This window comes from Achromobacter sp. JUb104 (genome assembly GCF_024806975.1).
Taxonomy (GTDB): Bacteria; Pseudomonadota; Gammaproteobacteria; order Burkholderiales; family Burkholderiaceae_B; genus Achromobacter; species Achromobacter spanius.
The window spans coordinates 894145-916974 of the sequence record NZ_JANUEY010000002.1 but is presented as its reverse complement, the minus strand read 5'-3'; the positions used below and the strand labels follow the sequence as shown (position 1 = coordinate 916974).

General features: G+C 66.0%; 21 protein-coding genes. 8 read left to right on the top strand and 13 right to left on the bottom strand.

The window, feature by feature from the left end; translation table 11 throughout:
- Positions 1–72 precede the first annotated feature (72 nt).
- Positions 73–1098 (bottom strand): PotD/PotF family extracellular solute-binding protein, encoded by a 1026-nt coding sequence (locus M2361_RS16055; RefSeq protein ID WP_259250545.1) that lies wholly within the window; start codon positions 1096–1098, stop codon positions 73–75.
- Between the two features lie 263 nt (positions 1099–1361).
- On the opposite strand from M2361_RS16055, the gene M2361_RS16050 reads away from it, so the two are divergent.
- From M2361_RS16050 to M2361_RS16030, 5 genes are all read left to right on the top strand, one after another.
- Positions 1362–1775, top strand: coding sequence for a RidA family protein (locus tag M2361_RS16050; RefSeq protein ID WP_100854313.1), 414 nt, complete (start codon positions 1362–1364; stop codon positions 1773–1775).
- Between the two features lie 21 nt (positions 1776–1796).
- Positions 1797–2468, top strand: coding sequence for a DUF1028 domain-containing protein (locus M2361_RS16045; RefSeq protein ID WP_259250541.1), 672 nt, complete (start codon positions 1797–1799; stop codon positions 2466–2468).
- A gap of 76 nt (positions 2469–2544) precedes the next feature.
- Positions 2545–3522 carry a LysR substrate-binding domain-containing protein gene (locus M2361_RS16040; protein ID WP_100854315.1) on the top strand — a complete coding sequence of 326 codons (978 nt, stop codon included), beginning with the start codon at positions 2545–2547 and terminating at the stop codon, positions 3520–3522.
- Positions 3523–3615: 93 nt separating this feature from the next.
- On the top strand, positions 3616–5607 hold the full coding sequence (locus M2361_RS16035) for a phosphatase PAP2 family protein (RefSeq protein WP_259250540.1): 1992 nt from the start codon (positions 3616–3618) through the stop codon (positions 5605–5607).
- A gap of 194 nt (positions 5608–5801) precedes the next feature.
- Entirely contained in the window at positions 5802–7349 is a 1548-nt protein-coding gene (locus M2361_RS16030) for an argininosuccinate lyase (protein WP_259250538.1), read from the top strand.
- Positions 7350–7371: 22 nt separating this feature from the next.
- Here M2361_RS16030 and M2361_RS16025 read toward each other — a convergent pair whose 3' ends face one another.
- Positions 7372–8259: a LysR family transcriptional regulator gene (locus tag M2361_RS16025; RefSeq protein ID WP_259250537.1), complete on the bottom strand. Its 888-nt coding sequence runs from the start codon at positions 8257–8259 to the stop codon at positions 7372–7374.
- A 161-nt stretch (positions 8260–8420) separates the two neighbouring features.
- On the opposite strand from M2361_RS16025, the gene M2361_RS16020 reads away from it, so the two are divergent.
- Positions 8421–9869 carry an MFS transporter gene (locus M2361_RS16020; RefSeq protein WP_259250536.1) on the top strand — a complete coding sequence of 483 codons (1449 nt, stop codon included), beginning with the start codon at positions 8421–8423 and terminating at the stop codon, positions 9867–9869.
- Here the strand turns inward: M2361_RS16020 and M2361_RS16015 are convergent.
- The 10 genes from M2361_RS16015 to M2361_RS15970 form a co-directional block, all read right to left on the bottom strand.
- A complete protein-coding gene (locus tag M2361_RS16015; protein WP_259250535.1) occupies positions 9866–11416 on the bottom strand; it encodes an FAD-binding oxidoreductase in 1551 nt (516 codons plus the stop codon). The genes M2361_RS16020 and M2361_RS16015 overlap by 4 nt on opposite strands.
- Before the next feature lie 31 nt (positions 11417–11447).
- Complete coding sequence (locus tag M2361_RS16010; RefSeq protein WP_259250534.1) at positions 11448–11819, bottom strand: DUF805 domain-containing protein; 372 nt, start codon at positions 11817–11819, stop codon at positions 11448–11450.
- Positions 11820–12048: 229 nt separating this feature from the next.
- Positions 12049–12825 (bottom strand): cache domain-containing protein, encoded by a 777-nt coding sequence (locus M2361_RS16005; RefSeq protein WP_259250533.1) that lies wholly within the window; start codon positions 12823–12825, stop codon positions 12049–12051.
- Positions 12826–12868: 43 nt separating this feature from the next.
- Positions 12869–13615 carry a FadR/GntR family transcriptional regulator gene (locus M2361_RS16000; protein WP_259250532.1) on the bottom strand — a complete coding sequence of 249 codons (747 nt, stop codon included), beginning with the start codon at positions 13613–13615 and terminating at the stop codon, positions 12869–12871.
- Positions 13616–13665: 50 nt separating this feature from the next.
- Complete coding sequence (locus tag M2361_RS15995; RefSeq protein WP_259250531.1) at positions 13666–14463, bottom strand: nuclear transport factor 2 family protein; 798 nt, start codon at positions 14461–14463, stop codon at positions 13666–13668.
- Positions 14464–14478: 15 nt separating this feature from the next.
- Positions 14479–15909 (bottom strand): gamma-aminobutyraldehyde dehydrogenase, encoded by a 1431-nt coding sequence (locus M2361_RS15990; RefSeq protein WP_259250530.1) that lies wholly within the window; start codon positions 15907–15909, stop codon positions 14479–14481.
- A 210-nt stretch (positions 15910–16119) separates the two neighbouring features.
- On the bottom strand, positions 16120–17085 hold the full coding sequence (locus tag M2361_RS15985; protein WP_259250527.1) for a tripartite tricarboxylate transporter substrate binding protein: 966 nt from the start codon (positions 17083–17085) through the stop codon (positions 16120–16122).
- Positions 17086–17126: 41 nt separating this feature from the next.
- A complete protein-coding gene (locus M2361_RS15980) occupies positions 17127–18377 on the bottom strand; it encodes a CaiB/BaiF CoA-transferase family protein (RefSeq protein ID WP_259250526.1) in 1251 nt (416 codons plus the stop codon).
- Between the two features lie 159 nt (positions 18378–18536).
- On the bottom strand, positions 18537–19682 hold the full coding sequence (locus M2361_RS15975) for a MaoC family dehydratase N-terminal domain-containing protein (protein WP_127185849.1): 1146 nt from the start codon (positions 19680–19682) through the stop codon (positions 18537–18539).
- Between the two features lie 19 nt (positions 19683–19701).
- Positions 19702–21297 carry an acyl-CoA synthetase gene (locus M2361_RS15970; RefSeq protein WP_259250521.1) on the bottom strand — a complete coding sequence of 532 codons (1596 nt, stop codon included), beginning with the start codon at positions 21295–21297 and terminating at the stop codon, positions 19702–19704.
- 169 nt (positions 21298–21466) lie between these two features.
- Here M2361_RS15970 and M2361_RS15965 point away from each other — a divergent pair, with 169 nt between their 5' ends.
- A complete protein-coding gene (locus M2361_RS15965; protein ID WP_259250520.1) occupies positions 21467–22267 on the top strand; it encodes an IclR family transcriptional regulator in 801 nt (266 codons plus the stop codon).
- 4 nt (positions 22268–22271) lie between these two features.
- Positions 22272–22706: a PaaI family thioesterase gene (locus M2361_RS15960; RefSeq protein ID WP_259250517.1), complete on the top strand. Its 435-nt coding sequence runs from the start codon at positions 22272–22274 to the stop codon at positions 22704–22706.
- Here M2361_RS15960 and M2361_RS15955 read toward each other — a convergent pair.
- Positions 22695–22817, bottom strand: a complete 123-nt coding sequence (locus M2361_RS15955) for a putative transporter small subunit (protein WP_217482139.1) — start codon at positions 22815–22817, stop codon at positions 22695–22697. The two genes, M2361_RS15960 and M2361_RS15955, sit on opposite strands and share 12 nt — an antisense overlap.
- Positions 22818–22830 lie beyond the last annotated feature (13 nt).

Genomic DNA, 22830 nt, shown 5'->3' with positions numbered 1-22830 from the left:
GCTGGAAACGCCTGTGTCCCGCCACATTCAAGGCCGGGACACAGGCGCGGCGCGGTGCAACCGGCGCGGGCTTCAGTTCATGATGTTCTCGGTGAACCACTTGCGCCATTCCGCGGTCTTCTCGGCGCGCAGCTTGTCGTCGATGACGATGGCTTGCGTGTCCCACTGTTCCTTGGTGGTGAACACGCCGGGCAGCGCCGCGTCCTCGGCCGATACCTTGGCGTTCGTGACGACCGGGCTGGCCTTCTTGAAGGCCACGATCTTGGACTGCACTTCGGGCGACAAGGCGATGTTCATGAACTTGTAGGCCAGGTCCGCCTTGGTGCTGCCTTTCATGATGCCCATGGTGTCGATGCCCAGCACGGCGCCTTCCTTGGGCATGACCACCTTGATCGGCACGCCTTGGCTGATCATGTAGTAGGCGTTCATTGACAACAGGATCTGCACCGGGGTTTCGCCCGTGGCGATCAGTTGCTGGCTGTTGGCGTCGTTGGTGTAGAAGGCCTTGAAGTTCGGCTTCAGCGCGCGCAGCTTGTCCTGGCCTTTTTCCCACGACTTGGCGTCGCCGCCCGACAGCATGGCCGACACGTTGATGATGTGGCTGGGGTCGAAGTCCGGGGCAGACAGCTTGCCCTTGAGCTCGGGGTTCCACAGGTCGTTCCAGCTATCGAACTTGATGTTCTTGGGCGTCAGGTCGGGGCGGTAGCCGATGGTGTACACGTACGCCCAACTGCCCACGTGATACGGGCTGACCTTGGCGCGGTCCACCAGGTTGGCGTAGTTGGGCAGCTTGGCCGTGTCCAGCTTTTCGAACAGGCCGCCGTCCACATACAGCCAGCCGATGTGCGAAGTGGTGAAGGTGATGTCGCTTTCCGGGGTCTTGGTCAGCTTGGCCTTGTTGAGCCGGTCGATCGTGCCGCCCGTGATGTACTTGACCGGCACGCCCGTCTGGCGCGTGAATTCCTTGCCGATGTTTTCGTCGATCAGGTCGCGGAAGCTGCCGCCCCAGGTGCTGACCACCAGCGCGTCCTGGGCCCAGGCGACGTTGCCAAGCAGCGCGCCGGCAACCAGGCCGGCTACCGTAAGTTTGCGAATCATTGAAATCCCCTTGTCTATGTTGGTTCCGCCGAGCGCTTCCGACTGGAAGCCAGATGATGGAAGAGGGGGCAGCGGGGGCCAAGTCGCCTTTTCCTTCGGCCTGGCTCGAATTTCCTGAGGCGCGGTGCGTGGGGGCGCAACTTGGCTTGTCCGCGCCTGAGTCGGAAATTCCGAGAGCGGCCAAAGGAAAAAACAAATAGCCGGTGGCGTCGTCCGGGTTTGAAGATGGGGGCCATGCCATTGACCCACCTACCCACGCAGCCATGAAACACAAGCGCATCCGCACCTTCAATACCAAGATCACCTACCCGGAACAGAGCCTGGACAACGATCTGTGCCAGGCCGTGGTGGCCCGGGGCAGCACCGTCTTCCTGCGGGGACAGATCGGGCAGAACCTGGATACCTCTGAAAGCGTGTGCATCGGCGACGCCGCCGGGCAGGCAGAGCAGGCCATGGCGAACATCGCCATGCTGCTCAAAGAGGCAGGCGGCGAACTTGAGGACATCTGCAAGATCACCATCTACATCATTGATCCGCGCTATCGCGAGGCGGTCTACCGCGTGGTGGGGCGTTGGCTCAAAGGGGTATTCCCGGTGTCCACGGGCATCGTGGTGTCGGCCCTGGCGCGCCCGGAATGGCTGGTCGAAATCGACGCCACCGCCGTCATCCCCGATTGATATCCATTCAGGCCACCGACCATGACCTTTTCGATCATTGCCCGCTGCCCCGCCTCCGGCCAGTTCGGCGCGGCCGTCTCGTCGTCTTCGCCCGCCGTGGCCTCGCGCTGCATCCGTGCGCGCGCGGGTGTGGGGGCCGCCGTCAGCCAGAACATCACCGACCCCGCGCTCGGGCCGTTGGCGCTGGACGCGATGGCGGCGGGGCATACGCCGCAACAAGCGCTTGATGGCTTGCAAGCGCGGCCCTTCATCGCCTACCGCCAGTTGATGGCGATAGACGCCACGAACCCGCCGGCCATCTACACGGGCGCCAGCGCGCTGGGCGTACTGGCCAGCGCGGCGGGCGAGCACGCCGCCTGCGCCGGCAACATGCTGGCCAGCACCGACGTGCCGCGCGCCATGCTGGCCGCGTTCGAGCGGGCAGAGGGCGCGCTGGCCGAACGCTTGATGCAGGCGTTGCTGGCGGGTCAGGCGGCGGGTGGGGAAGCGGGGCCGGTGCATTCCGCCGGCCTGCTGGTCTATCAGGACCTGGACTGGCCGATCGTGGATCTGCGGCTGGATTGGGTAGAGGCCGGGCCGGTGGAAGCGCTGTACGACGCGTGGAAAATTTACGAGCCCCAGCTTGCGGCCTACGTGACGCGCGCGCGTGACCCGCGTGACGCGCCAAGCTTCGGCGTGCCGGGCGACTTGTGAGGCTGAGCAAAATGTTGCCCACCGCGACGGGCAGACCGGATACTCTGCAACATTCCCTGTTCCCTCAAGTTGGACCATGCTCAATCGCATTTCCCTGCGTCAGATGGAGTACCTGGTGGCGACGGCCAAGCACGGCAGCATCGCCGCAGCGTCCGCCCAGATCCACATCTCGCCGCCGTCCATCTCGGCGGCCATCGCCCACATCGAGACCGAGCTTGGGGTGCAACTGTTCGTGCGGCATCCCTCCAAGGGCCTGGCGCTAACGCCCTTGGGCATGCAGGTCATGCAGGAATGCGAAGACCTGCTGGAACGCGCGACCAAGCTCTACGAGATTGCCTCGAACTCCACCGACGCAATCCAGGGCGTGCTGCGCGTGGGCTGCTTTCAGCCGCTGGCGGCCATGATTGCGCCCGAGGTCATCTTTGGTTTCTCGCGTGCGTTCGAAAAGGTCGAGCTGCATATGGCCGAGGGCGACCAGCAAGAGCTCATCAACAAGCTGCACACGCTGGACATCGACGTCGCACTCACCTACGACTTGCAGTTGGGCGAAGAGATCAGCTTTGAAACGCTGGCGCACATGCCTCCGCATGTGCTGGTCAGCGAACTGCATCCGCTTGCGCAGCAGATTGCCGTCACGCTTGATGAGCTGGCGCAGTTGCCCATGGTGCTGCTGGACCTGCCCATGAGCCGCGAATATTTCCTGTCCTTGTTCTCCAAGGCTGGGCTGGAACCGAACATCGTGGCGCGTTCACGTTCCGAAGACGTGGTGCGTTCGATGGTCGCCAATGGCATCGGCTACGCGCTCTTCAACGTGCGGCCGAAGTCGACGCAATCATTGGATGGCAAGCGTCTGGTGCGCCTGCGCCTGGCCGGTGAGCAACGCCCCATGCTGCTGGGCTTGGCCACGTACAAACCAATGAAACCCTCGCGCCTGACGCAAGCATTCATGCAGCGCTGCCGCGCGTATATCTCGGATCAATACATCCCAGGCATGAGCGCGGCCAGCTTCTTCGACCCCTACATCTCGGGCGTGGCCGCGGCCGATCCGCCATGACGGGCAAGCCCGGGATTTATCAAGCGCGTGTCATCGGGCGTAAATATTTCCTACCTACCATGCTGCGTTCTCTAACCAGTTTGGTTGATCCTGATGATCCAAGCACGACCCTTGCGCAGGGGGCTCCCTGCCTACGCCTTGCGCGCCACGTCCCTGGCGGTAATCCTGGCCTTGTCCGCCTGCGGCGGCGATGACGACAACGACACCGACGCCCCAGGTCAGAACGATGACGTTGCGTACGTCATCCCCGCGCCGCCCGCCGGGTTGGGCCGAGTCGATACCGCGCCGGTGCCCGATGCGCCCGCCTTTGTTGATTTCGCCAGCACGAACCAGCGCGGTGATCCGCGCTACGCCACCCTGGAAACCAACGCCGGCGTGCGTGTGCTGGATGGCTTTCTGGACATCTGGGAACCGCGCACCCGTTTGGTGGATGCTGGCGTCACCGCAGCAGGCGCCGACGGCTTTCCCGGCATCATCGCGTCGGACTGGACCGGTATGCCCGGCGACGCCACGGATGGCCGCGTCAAGAACAAGGCCGTGCACGACGAGAACATTGACTTCGTCGTGCGCACCACCGCCGCCCGCACACCGGAGCAGGCCAAGGCCGCCTACCTGGATGATCGCCGTGGCAAGAACTACAGCGTGACCGATGGCCTTGGGCCGCTGACGCCGGCATGGCGCACGGCTGCCCAGCAGACCACCAGCATCAACGACGTGGCACCCGACGCCACCACGGTGAAGTACGACGACACCGGCAACAACACGGGCGTAAGCGGCGCCGCCAACCCGACCTTCGGCGACGTCATCGCCTTTGTGCAGAGCATGGGCGCCAATGCGTCCACCGAGCCCAGCAAGCGCTACTACAAGTACGCCCGCCCGTGGCGCTGGAGCGCGGACGTGCAGGTGGTGCCCACGCTTGAACCGGCCAAGAGCACGTCGGCCCCGACCGACGGCGGCTACCCCAGCGGCCACACGGCGGAATCCGTGCGCAACGCCATCGGCATGGCCTACCTGGTGCCGGAGCGCTTCCACGAATTGCTGGCGCGCGGCCTGGAGCTGGGCGAAAGCCGCATCATCGCCGGCATGCATTCGCCGCTGGACGTGATTAGTGGCCGCATCCTGGGGCAGGCCTCGGCGCTGGGCAACATCTATGCCGCCAGCGAAGGCACGCGCTCGGTGGCGTACGCGCAGGCGCACCAAACGCTGATGGCCGCCGTGGGCGCCAGCACGCCCGAGCAGTTCCTGGCGTTCGCGCATTCGCAGGACGTCAGCCAGGATCGCTTTGCGGATCACGCCAAGAACAAGGCGGAGTACCGTCGCCGCCTGACGTTCGCCTTCACGCAGATTGGCGACACCGGCAAACCGGCCGTTGTGCCCAAGGGCGCTGAAGTCATGCTGGAAACGCGCCTGCCGTACCTGACGGCCGAGCAACGCCGCGTGGTGTTGAAGACCACGGCGCTGCCCTCAGGCTATCCGGTCATTGACGACGCCGAAGGCTTTGGCCGCCTGAACCTGTTCGCGGCCGGGGACGGCTATGGCGCCTTCAATGGCGACGTGGACGTCACCATGACCGCCAGCCGTGGCGGCTTCAATGCGCTGGACGTGTGGCGCAATGACATCAGCGGCGCGGGCAAGCTCACCAAGAGCGGCACCGGCACCTTGGGGCTCGCGGGCATCAACACCTACACGGGTGGCACCCTGGTTGCCGGCGGCACGTTGCGTGCCGACTCGGTCAAGGCGCTGGGCAATGGCGCGGTGTACCTCAGCGGCGGCGCGTTGTCGCTGAATGCTGCTGAAGCGGTGCAGGTGCAAGGCAGCTATACGCAGACCTCGGCGGCTGTCTTGCAAACCCTGATCGGCGACGATGAAGCCGGCCAGATCGCCGTGAACTCGGATGCCGCCCTGGCGGGCCAGTTGAACGTCGACTTCCGCTTGGGCTACACGCCGCAAGTTGGCACGACGATCACGGTGCTGCGCGCCAACAAGGTGCATGGCACGTTCGACGGTATTGCGGTCAAGGGCTTCAAGGCCACTGCCGTGTACAACGCCGACAGCGTGCAGGTGCGTTTGGATTCGGCCAGCTGAGTCCGACGGTCATGACAACAAGCTGAATTTGATATCGCGCGGTGGCGGGCGACCTGGTCGCCAGCACGCCGGCTTGGCCCCTGCCTTCGGGATGGCAGGGGCTTTTTTTTGTCACCACGTATCCGTGAAACTCTGGGTTTTCGGCGCGGGGGCTTTTCCATAAACTACCGGACCACCCCTATAACGAGAACGCCATGAGACAGTTTCTTCCCACCCTGGGCGCCGCCCTGGTTTTGTCGCTGAGCGCGCACGCCGCGCTGGCCCAGACAGCACCGGCCGCGGGCGCCGCGCCCGCGGCAGCCCCCGCCACCCCACGCGATCCCTTCTTCTGGTTGGGGGAAATCAACAAAGCCACCGCCGTCATCAACACCGACGAAGGGCTGTTGGACAAGTCCATGGCGCCGCGCCTGGCGGCGGGCGTGGCCAAGGTGATCCACGACGGCAATCAGCCCGGCGCCAAACGCCCCGCCACCGTCATCACCTTTGAACCCCTGTTGATCAAGGCGGCGGGCGAAGACATCACGCTGCTGCACGCCGGCCGCTCCAGCCAGGACATGCACGCGACCTACCGCAGCGCCATCCTGCGCGACAAGCTGCTGGACCTGGCCGATCAGTTGAACAAGACTTCCACCACGCTGGTGGAACTGGCCGCCAAGCACGCCGGCACCGTCGTGCCGAACTACACCAATGGCGTGGCCGCGCAGCCCAACAGCTATGGCCACTACCTGCTGGGTCAGGCAGCAGGCCTGGCGCGCGACGCGCAGCGTATCCGCGAAGCCTATGCGCGCATCGACCGCTCGCCCATGGGCACCACCGTGCTCAACGGCACCAGTTGGCCGCTGGACCGCAAGCGCATGGCGCAATACCTGGGCTTTGAAGCGTTGGTCGATAACGCCTACGACGCCTCGCAGATCTCGTCCATGGACCAGCCGGTGGAAGTGGGGTCCATCGTGACCAGCATCGCGCTGCGCACCGGCAACTTCGTTGAAGACGTCATGACGCAGTACGCGCAGTCGCGCCCCTGGATCCTGCTGCAAGAGGGCGGTGGCAATACCTATGTGTCCAGCGCCATGCCGCAAAAGCGCAACCCGGGTTTGTTAAACGACACCCGCAGCGACGCCTCCACCGCCGTGACGCTGGCGATGGGGCCAATCATCCAGACGCACAACATCACGCCGGGCATGAGCGACCCCAAGGACGTAAAGCAGAATTCCGCGATGGTGGACAGCGGCATCTCGGCGCTAAAGCGCTGGGATCGCGTGTTGAAGGCCATGGTCATCAGCCCCGAGCGCGCGCTGGAAGAGCTGAACAGCGACTGGACAGCTTCGCAGGAACTGGCCGACGTGCTGATGCGCAAGTACAAGCTGCCGTTCCGCGACGGTCACCACTTTGCATCAGAAGTGGTCACCTACGCGAAAGCCAACAACATCAAGCCGCTGGACTTTCCGTATGAGCAGGCTCGCCGCATCTACGCGGATGCCATGAAAGACTCCAAGTACGCCAAGGAACTGCCGATGAGCGAAGCGGAATTCCGTTCGACGCTGGACCCGGTGGCCATTGTGAAGAACCGCGCCACTATCGGCGGCCCGCAGCCTGCCGAGATGGACCGCATGGTGAAAGAAGCGCGCGCGCAGTTGAGCGAGCAGGGCAAGTGGATTCAGGATCGCCGCGCCCACATCAACCAGTCGCTGGCCGAGCTGGACAAGCAGTTCAACGCCCTGGCTTCCAGCGCCACGAAGTAAGCGCAAGCCGTGGCGCGCGGGGCTACTGGACGGCGTCCAGCACGCACCCGCGCAGCCAGCGATGCGCGGCGTCGCCGTCCATGCGGGGATGCCACAGCATCGATACGGTAAACGCCGGTACGGGGAAGGGCAGCGCAAAGCTGTGCAGGCCGGCGCGCAGCGTGCCGGTGTGCCGTTCCGGCACGGTGGCGATCAGGTCCGTTTCCCGGGCCAGCGCCAGCGCGGCGGAGAAGCCGCCCACCACGGTGGCGATGTGCCGTTGCCGCCCCGTGGCAGCCAAGGCGTCGTCCACCGGCCCTTTGTCCTGATTGCGGCGCGACATCAGAATGTGTTGCGCCTTGGCGTAGCGGGCCAGCGTGATCTTGCCGCCACTAAGCGGATGGCCCGCGCGCACCACGCCGATGAAGCGGTCTTCAAACAATGCGCGCGTGCGCAGCTCGGGGCTGGCCGCGTCGCCCACCACGCCGGTTTCCAGGTCGACCTCGCCTTCGCGCAGCGGCGCACTGCTCTTGTCGGTCTTCTGCATGAAGCGCAGCCGCACGCCGGGGGCTTCGTCGCCAGCGCGGGCGAGCAGCCGGGCGCCGAAATTTTCGACAAAGCCGTCGCTGGCACGCAGCGTGAAGCTGCGATCCAGCCGCGCCAGGTCCAATGCTTCGGCGGGCCGCAGCACGGCTTCCACGTCTTGCACCAGTTCATGCACATGGGTGCGCAGCGCCAGCGCGCGCGGCGTGGGAACCAGCCCGCGTCCGGCGCGCACCAGCAGCGGGTCGCCCGTGGTGGCGCGCAGCCGCGCCAGCGCACGGCTCATGGCCGACGGGCTTAGCCGCAAGCGGCGCGCCGCGCGTGCCACGCTGCCTTCGTCAAGCAAGGCATCCAGGGTGACAAGCAGGTTGAGATCGGGCGTGGCCATGCTCGCAAACGTAGCACGGATGTGTGCTGCCCCGTTAATGTTGGTATGGCGTTTGGTGCAGGTATTCAATGCAAATGCTGCGCCTTCCGCCTTGTAATCGCAACGCCTAGGATGTGTTGAGGGCGCCGTGTTGGTGGCCCGCTTTGCTTGCAGGCCTGATCGTGCATACCCAAGCTTCCCCCGCTTCCCCATCCTCATCCATTCCCCTTCTGGCCTGCCTGTCCTTGTGCATGCTGCTGCCCGCGCTGGCCACCAGTATCGCCAACGTCGCCTTGCCGACGCTTGCGCAAGCGTTCGAAGCGCGCTTTCAGGACGTGCAATGGGTGGTGTTGGCGTACTTGCTTGCCATTACCACGCTGATCGTCAGTGTGGGCCGCTTGGGCGACTTGATGGGGCGTCGGCGTCTGATGCTGGTGGGTATCGGCCTGTTCACCGTGGGGTCGGCGCTGTGTGGCGCGTCACTCTGGCTGGGCGGCTTGATGGGCTTGATCGGGGCGCGTGCCGTACAAGGCCTGGGCGCTGCCGTCATGATGGCGTTGACGATGGCGTTCGCCAGCGAGGCCGTGCCTAAAGAGAAGACCGGTAGCGTGATGGGGCTGCTGGGCACGATGTCGGCGGTGGGCACGGCGCTGGGGCCCACGGTGGGCGGGGTGCTGATCAGTGGCTGGGGTTGGCCGCTTATCTTCCTGATCAATCTGCCGCTGGGCGCGGTGGCGTTCGCGCTGGCCTGGGCTTATCTGCCGGCGCACCGCAAGCCCGCCGCCCAGCCACGCGCGCGCTTTGACGTGATGGGTTCGCTGCTGCTGGCGCTGGGCATTGCGGCGTATGCACTGGCGATGACGGCCGGTGGCGGCTTGGGCGGCTTTGGCGCAAGCCAGGCCGTGCTGCTGTTGGCGGCCACGGTGGCGGCGGTGGCCTTCGTGCGGATGCAGGCCAGGGCCGCGTCGCCCTTGATTCAGTTGGCGCTGTTTCGCCAGCCCACGCTGCGGTCGGGCGTGGCGACCAACACGCTGGTGTCCACCGTGATGATGACGACGCTGGTGGTGGGGCCGTTCTACCTGGCGGGCGCGTTGGGCCTTGACGCCGCGCGGGTCGGGCTGGTGATGTCTTGCGGACCGGTAGTGGCGGCGCTGGTGGGCGTGCCGGCCGGGCGCGGCGTGGACCGCTATGGCGCGCAGCGGGTGATGCTGGCCGGCTTGGCCGCGATGGCAACCGGCGCGATCTTGCTGCCCTGGGTGCCGCTGGTGGTTGGCGGGGTGGCGGGGATGGCGCGCGTGGCGGAATACGTGGCGCCGCTCGCGGTGATCACCAGCGGCTACGCGCTCTTCCAGGCCGCCAACAGCAGTGCCGTCATGGCCTGCGCGGGCGCGGACCAGCGGGGCGCGGTATCGGGCGTGTTGAACCTGTCGCGCAACCTGGGCTTTATTACCGGCGCATCGTTGATGGGCGCGGTGTTCGCCTGGGCGGCTGGCGCGGGCGACCTCCGGGCCGTCTCGCCCGCCGCCTTGGCGACGGGCATGCGGTGGACGTACGCCTTGGCCGCGGCCTTGTTGCTGGTGGCCTTGGCCTTGGCGGTGTTGGACCGGGGCCGCGCGCGCGTGGTGGCTTAGAACGACACCATGTCGGCCGGGTTGATGATGCCCATCACGCCCAGCGCGCCCTTGATCAGCGGAATGGCGACGGGCGACAAATGCCGGCCCAGCGGAATGCCCGCGTGGTCAAAGCGCGTCAGCATGGCGTAGTCGGTATTGCGGCCGGTCAGGTCGTCGCTGATGGCGCGGCCGATGCGTACCGTCTGCGCCACGCCGTGGCCGCTCCAGCCATGCACCATGTACACCGGCACGTCGCCCCCGCTCTTGCGGCTGTCGGTGGCGCCGTTCAACGTCAGGTCACTGATGCCGCTCCAGGAATATTCCAGCTCGGGCTTTTCCAACTGCGGGAACACGGTCTTGATGCGGTCCAGCAGGTAGTTGTTGACGTCGCGCGGCGACCACGAATTGCCCGTGCCTTGGCCGCCAAACAGCAGCCGCTTGTTGCGCACCGGGCGGTAGTAGTCAATTTGCAGTTGCGTGTCGTAGACCGGCAAGCCCGACGGAATCAGCGCATCCAAAGTGTCGCCCAGCGGCGGGGTGACGGCCACATAGGTGAAGAAGGGCACGGTGGTGGCGCTGCCCGGCATGAACTGGAAGGTGGCGCTGTGCACGGCCAGCACCACGGCGCGGCGGGCCTTGATGGCGCCTTGCGCGGTCTTGACCAGCGTGCTGCCCGGCGACTCTTCAATGGCTTGCGCGGTGGTGTTGTCGTAGACCCGCCCGCCCAGTTTGACGAAGGCGTGGACCAGGCCGCGCAGCAAGGCCAGCGGCTGTACCTGGCCGCCGCCGCCGTCGATGGCGGCGCCGAAATAGATGTCGGACTTCACGTACTGCTCGTTCAGTTCGTGCCGCCCGATGATCTTGACCTCGTCATCGCCCAGGCGGCGGCGCGCGTCGGCGTTTTCAACCAGCGCGCCCATATGGCCCGCATGCACCGCCGCCGTGATGTGGCCGCGCTTGCGGTCGCAATCGAAACCGTAGCGGTCGCGCAGGCCGTCCACCGTTTCCATGGCTTCTACCGACGCAAAGCGCCACAGGCGCCGCGCTTCGTCGGTGGAGAGCTTGTCCAGCATGGTGCCGGCTTCCCAGCGCGCCAGGCCGGGCGTCATCTGCCCGCCGTTGCGGCCCGAGGCGCCCGAGCCGATGTGATCTTTTTCGATCAGCACCACGTCTACACCCGCTTCGGCCAGGTGCAGCGCGGTGGACGCGCCCAGCAAGCCGCCGCCGATGACGACGACGTCGCAGGCCAGATCGCCGGGCAAGGTGCCGAACGACGGCCACTCGGACAGCGACGCTTCGTAATAGTTGGCGGGCATGGGGTCGGACGGGCTGGCGTCCTGGCGCCAGTTCCAGATGCGCGGGTCGATGCCCAGTTGGGTGGCGGTCTTGCGCGCGTCTTGCAGCAATTGGGCGGGTTGCAAGGCCGTGTTGCCAAGCGGCACGGTGGTCAGTGGCGAGGACAGGGCGGAAGAGGCCGCCGGCCACAAGCCCAGCGCGCCGACGGCGGAAGCCGCGGTCGAAGCGGCGGCCGTCTTGAGGATGAATTCGCGTCGATTCAATGTCATGTCGAGATTCCTGGTAGCGGGTACGGGGGGCTCAGGCCGTCTTGGGGGAGGGAGCGGCGCCGTAGCGGTTACGGCCCGGGGCGCCCGCGGGCAGCATGAAGGCCTGCAACAGCAGCGTGCCGATGACCGGCACGGCATGCAGAAGGCCCCACCAGCCGCTGCGGCCGGTGTCATGCAGGCGGCGGATCGATACCGCCAATGCGGGAAGCAAGGTCAGCAGCAGAAAGCCCGCCGTGTACCAGCCGAACAGGATTTCGGGGTTGGCGATGGCCAGCGCGCGTTCCACGGCCGAAATCGCCAGCACCATCAAGATCTGGCACAGCACGAAGATCCAGTACTCGCGGCGCGGCGCGCGTCCTTCGAAGACGGCGTAGTGTTTAAGGGCTTGCAGATACCACTTCATGAAGGTTCTCCTGTTTGCAAAAGATGTGCGCCATCCGCGCCGGGGTGGGCGCGGGCGGCGGGGACACGCCAAAGAAATAGGTGGGGCGGGCACGGCCCGCGTGGGCTCAGCCCGTCAGGGGATGGGGCCGATCATGGGGCCCGCCTAGGGGGGGCCGCCTAGGGGGGGCCGCCAAGGGGGGCCCCCCTAGTGGGGCGCCGATCAAGTGTGGCCGGCTATGTGTGGCCCGCTATGTGTGGCCGCTAAGGTGCGGCAGACCCAAGGGGCCGGGCAGGCCGAAGGCCGAGCGCGGCGGTGCGCCGGGCAGCACCGCCAGGCGCAGCGCGCGGGGGGCGCCAATCAGGCGGTCGCCGTGCTGCGGCCGCCACAGGCTGCCAGGGCGGATGCGGTGGGCGGTGGACATGACCACGCGCGAATCGGCATTGAGCACCAGCGCCGGCTTGCCGATGTGGTGCAAGGCGGGCAGCAGCATGCGGTCCAGCGTCGAGACCAGCACGTCGACGGCGGCAACGCCCGCGCAGGCGTCCTGCACCAACACCGGATGCGCGGCGGTGATGGTGTAGGCGCCGTTGCAGATGTAATCCACATAGGGGCCTTCCACCACCGGGCGCAGGCAACGCGCGGGCTGGTCAAACCAGGCGAAAGCGCGGAAGTCCAGACGCCGCCGTGTTTCCTGGTTGCGATCCAACTGCGCCTGCTGCATCGACGGGCCTTCCTGTTGCCACCATTCCAGCGTCCAGTAGCCGTCTTCGGGCCCGACCGGCGCCGCGTAGCTGGCAAAGCCCGCGCCGTTGCACCAGGGGTTGAGTTGCAGCGCAACCTGGATATGGGTTTGCAGCGCGCGGCGCTGTTCGCCCGACAGTCGAAGGCCGCTGCCCGGCGCCGGGGTCTGCCCCGACAGGATCTGGGCCGCCGCTTCAGCCAGCGCGCCGGCGGTGTTCTGCGCGTCGTTCACGACGCATTCCAGAATGCCGTTGGCGCGGTCGATATGAGCGTCTTCGTTCATCTGCCGTCTCCTCTGCCCAGGCTGGCCGCCAGCGTCAGCGGCCCTAGGTCTGTTGTGGCGGGGGCGCCGTGGCGTCCAACCGCAGTTTGTGTTCAAGCAGGTGGTCGGTTTGTATGCCGATCATGTCCTGGGCACAGGCGCTGCTGGCAGCCTCGTCGCCGGCAAGCAGCGCGGCCTGCAAGCGGCGGTAGGCGCCCACGATGCCGGTGTGCAGCGCCGCGTGCGGGTAAATGGAGGCGACCAGCGGCGCCCATTCCGCCTGTATCGCCAGTTCCTGGTTGGCCAGCCGCGCGGACTGCGCGTGGGTGGCCAGCATCAGCAGGCAGCGCATGTCGGCCTGTGCGCGCGCCTGCGGGTCGGCCGCCGCCTGGAACTGATCGATCTCGCGCGCCAGCCGCTGATGTTCATTGGCGGTGGAGCGTTGCGCGGCCAGCTTCGCGCTGTGGCCAACCACCGCGCAATGCAGTTCGCCCAGGTCGGCCAGGTCGCCCGGCGTGGCCAGCCGCAGCGGATGGCGGTCGTGCATCATCTGCGCCGGCACCGGGCAGACGAAGCTGCCGCCATTGCGTCCGCGCCGGGTATCGATCAACTGCCGGGCGCGCAAGGTGTTCAGGGCCTCGCGCATGGTCACGGGCGACACGCCCATCAGGCGTGAAAGCTCGTTCTCGTTGGGCAGTTGTTCGTCGGCATGCAGCAGGCCGGCCACGATCGCGTTGCTTAAGCGTTCGACCACCTGCTCCGAGCGCGTGCCTTGGCCGATGGGGGCGTAGACGATGGCGTGGGCGGTCATGGCGGGACTCCGGGGCGGGAATGGGAAACGTGCATCATGCCATGGCGGCGCTAGAAGATGCCGTGGCGATGCCGCGCCTGGCTGTCCTCGGGCACCGGCGTGATGGCGTCCCACAGTTCGGCAACCTTGCCGTCCTGCACGCGCCACAGTTCGAAGTAGGCATGGCGCTCGCCGGCGATGCTGCCTTCCGAATGCGTCAGCACGAAGTCGCCATCGGCCACGCTGCGATGCACGCGGCTGTATTGCAGCCCCTGGCCCGCTTCGCGCAACTGGTTCAGGAAGTCGACCACGGCCACCGTGCCGTCGGCGATGTCGGGGCTGTGCTGGTGAAAGCCTGCGCCGTTGCAGTAGTCGTTGAAGGCGGAGTAGTCGCCTTCGATCAGGGCGCGGGTGAAGAAGGCCAGCACCAGCGCGCGGTTGGCCTCGACGTCCTGGCCCGCGCGCGGTTGCGTGGGGCCATCCAGTTGGGTGCGGCCGCTGGCGTTGGGCGGGGCTTCGGGCACCAGGCCGTCCCAGTGCTCAACGATGCGGTTGTCGGCCACGCGGTAGATGTCGAAGCCCACCAGCGCTTGCTCGCCCAGGCCGGTGTAGCGGCCATGGATGGCGACCAGGTCGCCGTCCACCAGGACGCGGTAAACCTCGTGATGCAAGTTGGTATGTTCCTGCACCAGCATGAACAGGCCGTCCGCGCCGTCTTTCACCAGCGGGGAATGCTCAATGAAGCGTGGCGAGAAATAGCGCTCCAGCGCGCCGGTGTCGCGCAGCGTGAACAGTTCATGGTGCGCGCGGGCGACAAGGTCACGCAGGACATTGGCCTTGGGCGGGGTGGTGTGTGAAGTCGTGGTCATGGCTATCCCCCCCGGTTAATCGTGCGAGCTCATCACGTGCTTGACGCGCGTGTACTCTTCGAAGCCGTAGGCGGACAGGTCCTTGCCGTAGCCCGAACGCTTGAATCCGCCATGCGGCGCTTCGGCGGTCAGCGGGATGTGCGTGTTGATCCACACGGTGCCGAAATCCAGATCGCGCGACAGGCGTTGGGCGCGGCCATGGTCGCGCGTCCAGACGCTGGCGGCCAGGCCGTATTCCACGTCGTTGGCCTTGGTGATGGCGTCGGCTTCATCGACGAATTTCTGCACCGTGATGACGGGCCCGAAGACTTCGGTCTGGATGGCTTCGTCGTGCTGTTGCAGGCCGGTGATGACGGTGGGCTCGAAGTAATAACCGGCGCGCGCGGCGTGGCGGCCACCGGTTTCAACTCGGGCGTGGGCGGGCAGGCGCTTGATGAAGCCTTGTATGCGCTCGAGTTGCGCGGCGTTGTTCAGCGGGCCGTACAGCGCGTCTTGGTCGTCGGGTTCGCCGAAGCGCGTGTCGCGGGCGGCGGCCACCAGCTTTTCAACGAAAGCGTCGTGAACGGATTCCGCGACGATGACGCGCGTGGCGGCGGTGCAGTCCTGGCCGGCGTTGAAGAAGCCCGTCATGGCGATGTGCTGCGCGGCGCGGTCCAGGTCGGTGTCTTCAAAGACGACGACCGGCGCCTTGCCGCCCAGTTCAAGGTGGGCGCGCGTGAGGTTGGCGGCGGCGGACGCGGCCACTTGCAGGCCGGCGCGCACCGAACCCGTGATGGATACCAGCGCGGGGGTCTTGTGCGACACCACCTTGGCGCCCGTGGCGGCGTTGCCCAACACCACGTTGAAGGCGCCGGCGGGGAAGAACGGCGCGGCAATCTCGGCCAGCAGCAAGGTGCTTTCAGGCGTGCTGTCGCTGGGCTTGAGCACCACGGTGTTGCCCGCGGCAAGCGCCGGGGCGATCTTCCATACGGCCATCATCAGCGGGTAGTTCCAGGGGGTGACCTGGCCCACCACGCCCAGCGGTTCACGGCGAATGCTGGAGGTCAGGCCTTCCATGTATTCGCCGGTGGCCTTGCCTTCCAGGAAGCGGGCGGCGCCAGCAAAGAAACGGATCTGGTCCACGCACACCGCCACTTCTTCCGAGGCGATCAAGTGCTTGAGCTGGCCGGTGTTGCGGCTTTGGGCGTCGACAAGGCGCTCGCTGTTGGCGGCGACGGCGTCGGCCAGTTTCAACAAGGCTTGCTGGCGGGCCGACGGGGTGCTGCGGCCCCAGGTCTTGAAGGCGTGGCTGGCGGCGGCGTAGGCGGCGTCCACGTCGGCGTCATTGGCGTTGGGAGAGCGGGCGATCGGCTGGCCGGTAACGGGGCTGATCAGATCAAAATACTCAGAGCCCTTGGACTCCGCGTATTGGCCGTTGATGAGATGCTTGAGGGTGGGCATCGCCATGGTTTGTCTCCGAGGGGGGATGGGTGCTTGTTCTAATAATTATATTCTCTGATGTTATAGGTATTAATTCTGCTGGGGTAAACCCTGGAGCTATCAGAACTGCCAGGGATGCCTTATTCAGCCGCATGAACGCAAACGCCCGGGCGCAAGGCCCGGGCGTGGTCATTCATTGGAGGGTTTGGGACAGGGACCTTCAAACGGCCGGAACCCTTACTCCGCTTTCAACCCCGCCTTGAGGATCAGCGGTTCCCACTTCAGCCGTTCGCTGCGCGCGAAGGCTTCCAGCTCGGCCGGCGTGCCGCCGCCGGGTTCGTGGCCCAACTCCAGCAAGCGCTGCCGCACCTCGGGTTGCTTCAGAATCTTGACCAGCGCGGCGTTCAGCTTCTGCACCACGGCGGGCGGCGTGCCCTTGGGCGCATACATTCCGTTCCACGCGATCACCTGGAAGTCCGGCAGGCCTTGCGCCGACACGGGCGGCACGCCGGGCAACAAGGCCGACTCCTTCAAGGACGTGACGGCCAGCGCGCGCAGCTTGCCGCCGGTAATGAACGAGCGCGCGGCGCTGACGGTGTCGATGCCGATCTGCACCTGGCCGCCCATCAGGTCGGTGGTGGCCGTGGCCGAGCCCTTGTAGGGAATGCCGCGAATGCTGGTCACGCCTTGCTGCTTGAGCAGTTCGAACACCAGGCGCGCCGTGGTGCTGGGCATGCCGACGGTGACGCTGTCGGGCTTGGCTTTCTTCGGGTCTTTCAGGTCTGCCAGGCTCTTGTAGGGAGATGCCGGCGTGGTAACCAGCACCATCGGAAACGAACTGACCAACATGATCGGTTCGAAATCCTTGGCGGGATCAAAGTTGGTGGAAGCGTAGATGTACTGGTTCAGCACGTGGGTGCCGTTGGTGCCCATCAGCACGGTGTAGCCGTCGGGCGCGGCGCGGGCCGCTTCGGATGCGCCGATGTTGCCCCCCGCGCCAGGGCGGTTTTCAACAATGAAGGGTTGGCCGACCTCGCGCGCCAGGTAGTCGCTGAGATAGCGCGCGGCCACGTCGGTGCCTTGGCCGGCCTGATACGGCACGATGATCCGCACGGGCTTGGAAGGATAGTTGTCCGCCGCCGCCACGGGCTGCGTGCACAGCAGGGACGCCGCCAGCGCGGCGATCAAACGTAGTGATTTCATGGTGGTCTCCTGGGTTTTCTTATGGGCTTGCGTTCGTGCTGCTACGGCTTGGGCGGAGGCCTGCGCGGCGGCAGAACGCCTTGCTCCCGCAAGCTTGCGATGCGGGTGTCGTCGAGGCCGGCCTCCCGGAGGACCTCGTCCGTGTGCTGCGCAAAAGCGGGCGGCAGGCGGCCCATGCGCGGGGGCGCTTCGGCCAGGCGCGTGGCGGGTCCGATGCCGTGGTAGCCGTCGCGATCAATACGCATGCCGCGATGCGTCGTATGCGCCTGCTCGAAGGCCTCGGGCACGCTATTGACCGGACCCACCGGCACACCCAGCCGCATCAGGTCATGGCAGACCGCCTCGCGCGCGCGATCGCGCAGCGCCCCTTCGATGGCCGCGCGCAGGGCGTCGCGGTGTTGCAGGCGTTGGCGGTTGGAGGTGAAGCGCTCGTCTTCCAGCAACGGCGACAGGCCGATGTAGTCGCAAAATTTTTGGAACTGGCGGTCGTTCACCACGCCCAGGAAGATGTCGCCATCGCGGCAGGCAAAGCGGTCGTACGGCGCGATGTTGGGATGCGCGCTGCCCATCAGCCCGGGCGTGCGTTGCGTGTGCATCCAGTTGGCGGCGTGCGGCACCAGCAGGCTCAACGCGGTGTCGAACAAGGTCACGTCCACGCGCTGGCCCTGGCCCGTGCGGGCGCGGTGGTATAGCGCCAGCAGAATGCCCGACTGCGCGGTGTATCCCGTCAGGTGGTCGACGATGGGAATGCCAATGCGGGTGGGCCCGCTGGCCGCGTCGCCGTTGACGCTCATCAGCCCGCACATGGCTTGCAGAATGGCGTCGTAGCCGGGCATGCCGCCCAGCGGCCCGTCTTCGCCGAAGCCCGAGATGGCGCAGTAGATCAGTTGGGGAAAGCGCGGCTTCAAGTCGGCTTCGTAATCCAGGCCCCACTTGGCCATCGTGCCGGGGATGAAGTTCTCGACCAGCACGTCGGCCTGTTCCAGCAGGCGCAGCAACACCTCGCGGCCCCCAGGCAAGGACAGGTCCAGCCCGATGGCGCGCTTGCCCCGGTTCACCGCCGTGAAGTAGGCGGCGTCGCCGTCCGCATTGACGGGCGGGCCCAAGGCGCGCGTTTCGTCGCCGGCGGGCGGCTCGACCTTGATGACGCTGGCGCCCTGATCCGACAGCATCTGGGTGCATAGCGGCCCGGCCAGCACCCGGGACAGATCAATCACCCGTATGCCGTCAAGCGCACCAGCGGCGCGGGCAGGCGGGGCGTGTGCAGCGTGCTCCGATGAACCAGACATCATTGACCTCGTTTTGGTCATGTCCAACGCAAGGGCGGCGATCCGCCAGCGCGCGATCATGGCAAGCAGCGGCGGCCGGTCAGCCGTCGGGAATCAGGCTACGCGGGCGCTCGATGCGTGTGATGCATTCGATGCAGGCGATGCGCCCACGCAACCCGCGCGTCATCCGCGGGTGGGCAATTCAACCACGCCCGTGCCCAGTACGGACAGCTCGTCGTCCTGGTTGCGCGCTTCCTGTTCGATTTCAACCAGGTGCCGGCCGTCTTCCACGTACTTGCGTGTGACGCGGCCCTTGAAGAACAGCATGTCGCCTTCCGGGTTGTGGCGGCGGATCTTGCACATGGACTTGCGCAGGAAGCCGGCGTCGCCCATCCAGTTGGTAAGGTGGTGCGTCAGCCACGAATTGCGTTCGGGACCGTAGTCATAGGCGCCCGGCGCGCCCACTTCCAACGCGAACTCCTCTTCCCAGTGCACGCGCTCGGGCACATCGGGAATGCCGAATCGGTTGGTGATGCCCACGCCCGGGTGCGCGTCGATCAGTTGCCAGGCCAGCTTGTTGGCGCGGATGTACAGGCCGCCCCAGCCCTGCGCGTAGGCAATGAAGCCCGTCACCGTCATCGGCCCCTTGAACATCACGGGCAGTTCCTCGCCTTCTTTCACGTCTTCCCAGTAGCGGGGCGTGGCGCCGCGCACTTCTTCCTGGGCATAGAGCTTGTAGGCTTCCTTGATTTCCTCGGGGCTGTAGCGGCGCGGTTCGCGGGCGCGCACTTCCTTGTACTTGCTGCCTTGCTCGCGGGCGTGGTCGCGTTCGGTGCGAAAGCACCAGCTATCGGCCTCGGCCACCTTGTCGCCGTCCTGGTTGAAGAAGTCCACGTGGTAGATCTGCTGGATCGCGCGGCCGGCGAAGCGGGTCTGGTGTTCAATCAGGTCCTTGAGGTGCGCTTCAGTGGAGATCACATCGTTGCGCTTGACGGTCTTGTGCCAGGTCCAGTCGGCGCCCGACCACATGGCGTGCACGCCGGGCAGGCCGCCCACGTAGCCCGACACAATACGGCTCGTGGAAAACAGAAAGCTGGGCAGGGCGATGATGCCGCCATGCTGGGTCTTGGCGGCGTACTCGGGGTCGGACCACAGGGGGTTGTCGTCGCCGATGCCGTGGGCGTAGTGGCGGATGTTGTCGCGCGTGGCTTCGTAGCACCACGGTTCGGCGGTGGCGCCGATTTTCACGCCGATGCGCGCGCGCAGTTCGTCCAGACCGCGTTCGGTGATGGTCGGGAAACTACGTTCAGTTTTGGTCTTGGTCAACATGATGTCTCCTGGGGATGGGTCAGACGTGCGCGGCGGGCGCGGCTTTCGGGGTGTCAGTGGTTGATGCGGCAGCATTGGCAAGCTCTTGCTCGCGTAGTTTTCGGCGATGGATCTTGCCGGCCGGCGTCTTGGGCAGTTCAGGCACAAACACCACCTGACGCGGGTACTCGTGCTGGGCCAGTTGGCTGCGCACGGTGTTCTGGATTTCTTCCACGAAGGCGTCGTCGCCCGGGCGGGCCGACACCACAAAGGCCTTCACGACCTGGCCACGCAAAGCGTCAGGCACGCCGATGGCGGCGGCTTCGGTTACGTCGCGATGCTTCAGGATGGCGTCTTCGATCTCAACGGCGCTCATCGTCCAGCCGGCCGAGATGATGACGTCGTCGGCGCGGCCGCCATGCCAGAAGTAGCCGTCTTCGTCGACGCGCCCCAGGTCCTTGGTGGCGACCCAGGCGTCGCGACGCCACAGTTTCAGTTCGCCTGTCACGCCGGGCGGGCAGGGCGCGCCGCTGGCGTCCTGCACTTCCACGCGCAAGCCCGGCACGGGTTTGCCCAGCGAGCCCGGCTTGACGGTGAAGTCGGACGCGCCGGGATAGTTCACCAGACACACGCCGATTTCGGTGGTGCCGTACATGCTGCATACGGGGCGGCCAAAGGTGGCTTCGACAAAGGCAGACGTTTCGCTGTCGATGGGCTCGCCGGTGAAGGACAGCTTGTCGAGCTGATAGCGATACCGGCCGGCCGCGCCGGAGTTGCGCATCATCCGGTAATGCGTGGCCGCGGCCGAGATGTTGTTGAAGCCGTGCTCTTGCAATGCTTGCAGCAGGCGTTCGGCGTTGAACTTGCCGGCGTAAGCGCCGATGGTCACGCCCAGCGCCAAGGGGGCAAGCGTGCCGTGCCACAAGCCATGGCCCCAGGCCGGCGACGACGGGCACATGTAGCGGTCGCCCGGCCGCACGCCGGTGCCGTACAGCGCCGCCAGCATCAGCGTGACCAGCGCGCGGTGCGTGTGCTTCACGGCGTCCGGCAGTTCGCGGGTGGTGCCGGACGTGTATTGATAGATGGCCAGGTCGTCTGCCAGGGTGTTGCAGGCGTAGTGCGCGGGATAGGGGGCCAGCGCGGCGATGAAGCCGTCGTCCGCGATGACGACGCGCATGTCGTCGGCGGCCGCCACCATGGGCGCCTTTTCCGCGTTCGTGACCAGCATGCGGGGCTTGCAGTCCTGCACGCGCAACCGGATGCCATCAGGGCCGAACAGGGTGAACAGGGGCACGGCGATCGCGCCCATTTTCATGGCCCCGAACATCGCCACGTAGAACGCCAGCGAGGGTTCCAGCATCACCGCCACGCGGTCGCCAGGGCGTATGCCCTGATCCACCAGATAGTGCGCGAACCGCGAGGATGCCTCTGCAATCTGCTGGAAGCTGAAGGTTTCATCACCCCCCGCCGCCCGCACCAGGATGATCGCGGGCTGGTCCTTGCCCGCGTGCCGGTCGATGCATTCGTGCGCGATGTTCATGCGTTCACGATTGCCGTCGAACAGCTCCCAAAGTTTGTCTTGGGAGCAGAGCGCCTGGGCGTCTGCGTAGGAAGTGGTCTGCGTCAACGTCGTCATGTCGTCGTACCTGTGTGGGTCGGCAAGCGGTTGAACAGACTATGCGCGTCGGTTTTTAAATTGTCAATGACGTCTATTGATTGTATATATACAATTTAATGCCCGGTTCGAGGCCCCCGGTGCTAGCGCGCCCAAGGTATGCTTGCCGCAATAAAAATCGGAGAGCCAGATGAGTGAAGCCAGTTCCCAGGAATCCGCTGCCGGCACGGGCCCGCGCGTGCGCGCCGTGCCGGCGGTGACGCGGTCGATCGCCATCCTGCGATTGCTGGGCCGTGGTGGCGAAGCCATGACCTTGAAGACGATCTCGCAGGAACTCGGCATGGTGACCAGCACCTGCCTGCACATTCTTCGCGTGCTGGTGGAAGAGGGCTTGGTGAAAGTCGATGCCGGCACCAAGCGCTACAGCCTGGGCGTGGGCATGTTGACGCTGGCGCGCAGCGTGATCGAAAGCAGCCCGTTTCCTGCGTTGGTGCAGCCCGTGCTGGACAAGCTTTCCAGTGCCGCGAACGTCACCGCGATCGGTGTGGAAGTGACGGGCAGCGAGCACATGGTAGTGCTGGCGCTGTCGCGTTCCACCGCGCCGTTCCGCTTGCATGTGGACGTGGGCAGCCGCTTTCCCGCGCTGATCAGCGCGACGGGCCGCTTGGTTGCCGCGTTTTCCGAGCTATCGGACAAAGAACTGGAACGCCGCTTCAAGGCCTTGCGCTGGGATCAGGCGCCCGACTACGCCGCATGGAAAGCCGACGTGGACGCCGTGCGCCGCGACGGCTACAGCCTGGACCGCAACCACTACATCAACGGCGTCGTCGTGATTGCGGTGCCGGTGCTGAACAGCCACAACCGGATGACGCATTCCTTGGTGGCCGCCGGGCTGGCCGAGCAATTGGACGACGCCCGCGCGCATGCGCTGGCCAAGGACCTGCAAGCCGAAGCGCACACGCTATCGCAACTGTTGTCCACTCGGAGCTGAACCCATGCCGCCACCCATCAACGCCGAATCACTTGCCGCCGAGGGTTGGCATTGCAAGACACTGCCCGGATTCGCAGGGCTGATCGGGCCGTTGTGGGTGCGCAAGGAAGCGCAAGCCTGGGCGTACGGATTATTGGCGACTGCCGATCACCTGAACCCCGCCGGCGTGGTGCACGGCGGCCTTTTGACCGCACTGCTGGACCACGGCCTGAGCGCCATCGCCTGGCAAGCCTTGGACCGCCGCCCGTGCGTCACCGTGCAACTGGACACGCATTTCCTGGCGCCGGCCCGCGCGGGCCAGTTCCTGGAAGTGCGCGGGCAGTTGCTGCGCGCCACGTCCAGCCTGGTGTTCATGCGCGGGGAGTTGAGCGTCGCGGGGAATGTGGTCGCGACGGGGGCGGCGGTGTTGAAGGTGCTGGCCGCAGCGTCAGATCATTGACTTTCCGCTTTGCTTCGCCGCGCTGATATCCTTCCACAGCGTCACGCACAAGATCGCCAGAATGGCCGCGGATATCGCCGGCCAGATCAGAAAATAAGCGGTCAACCACATATCAATATCCTTG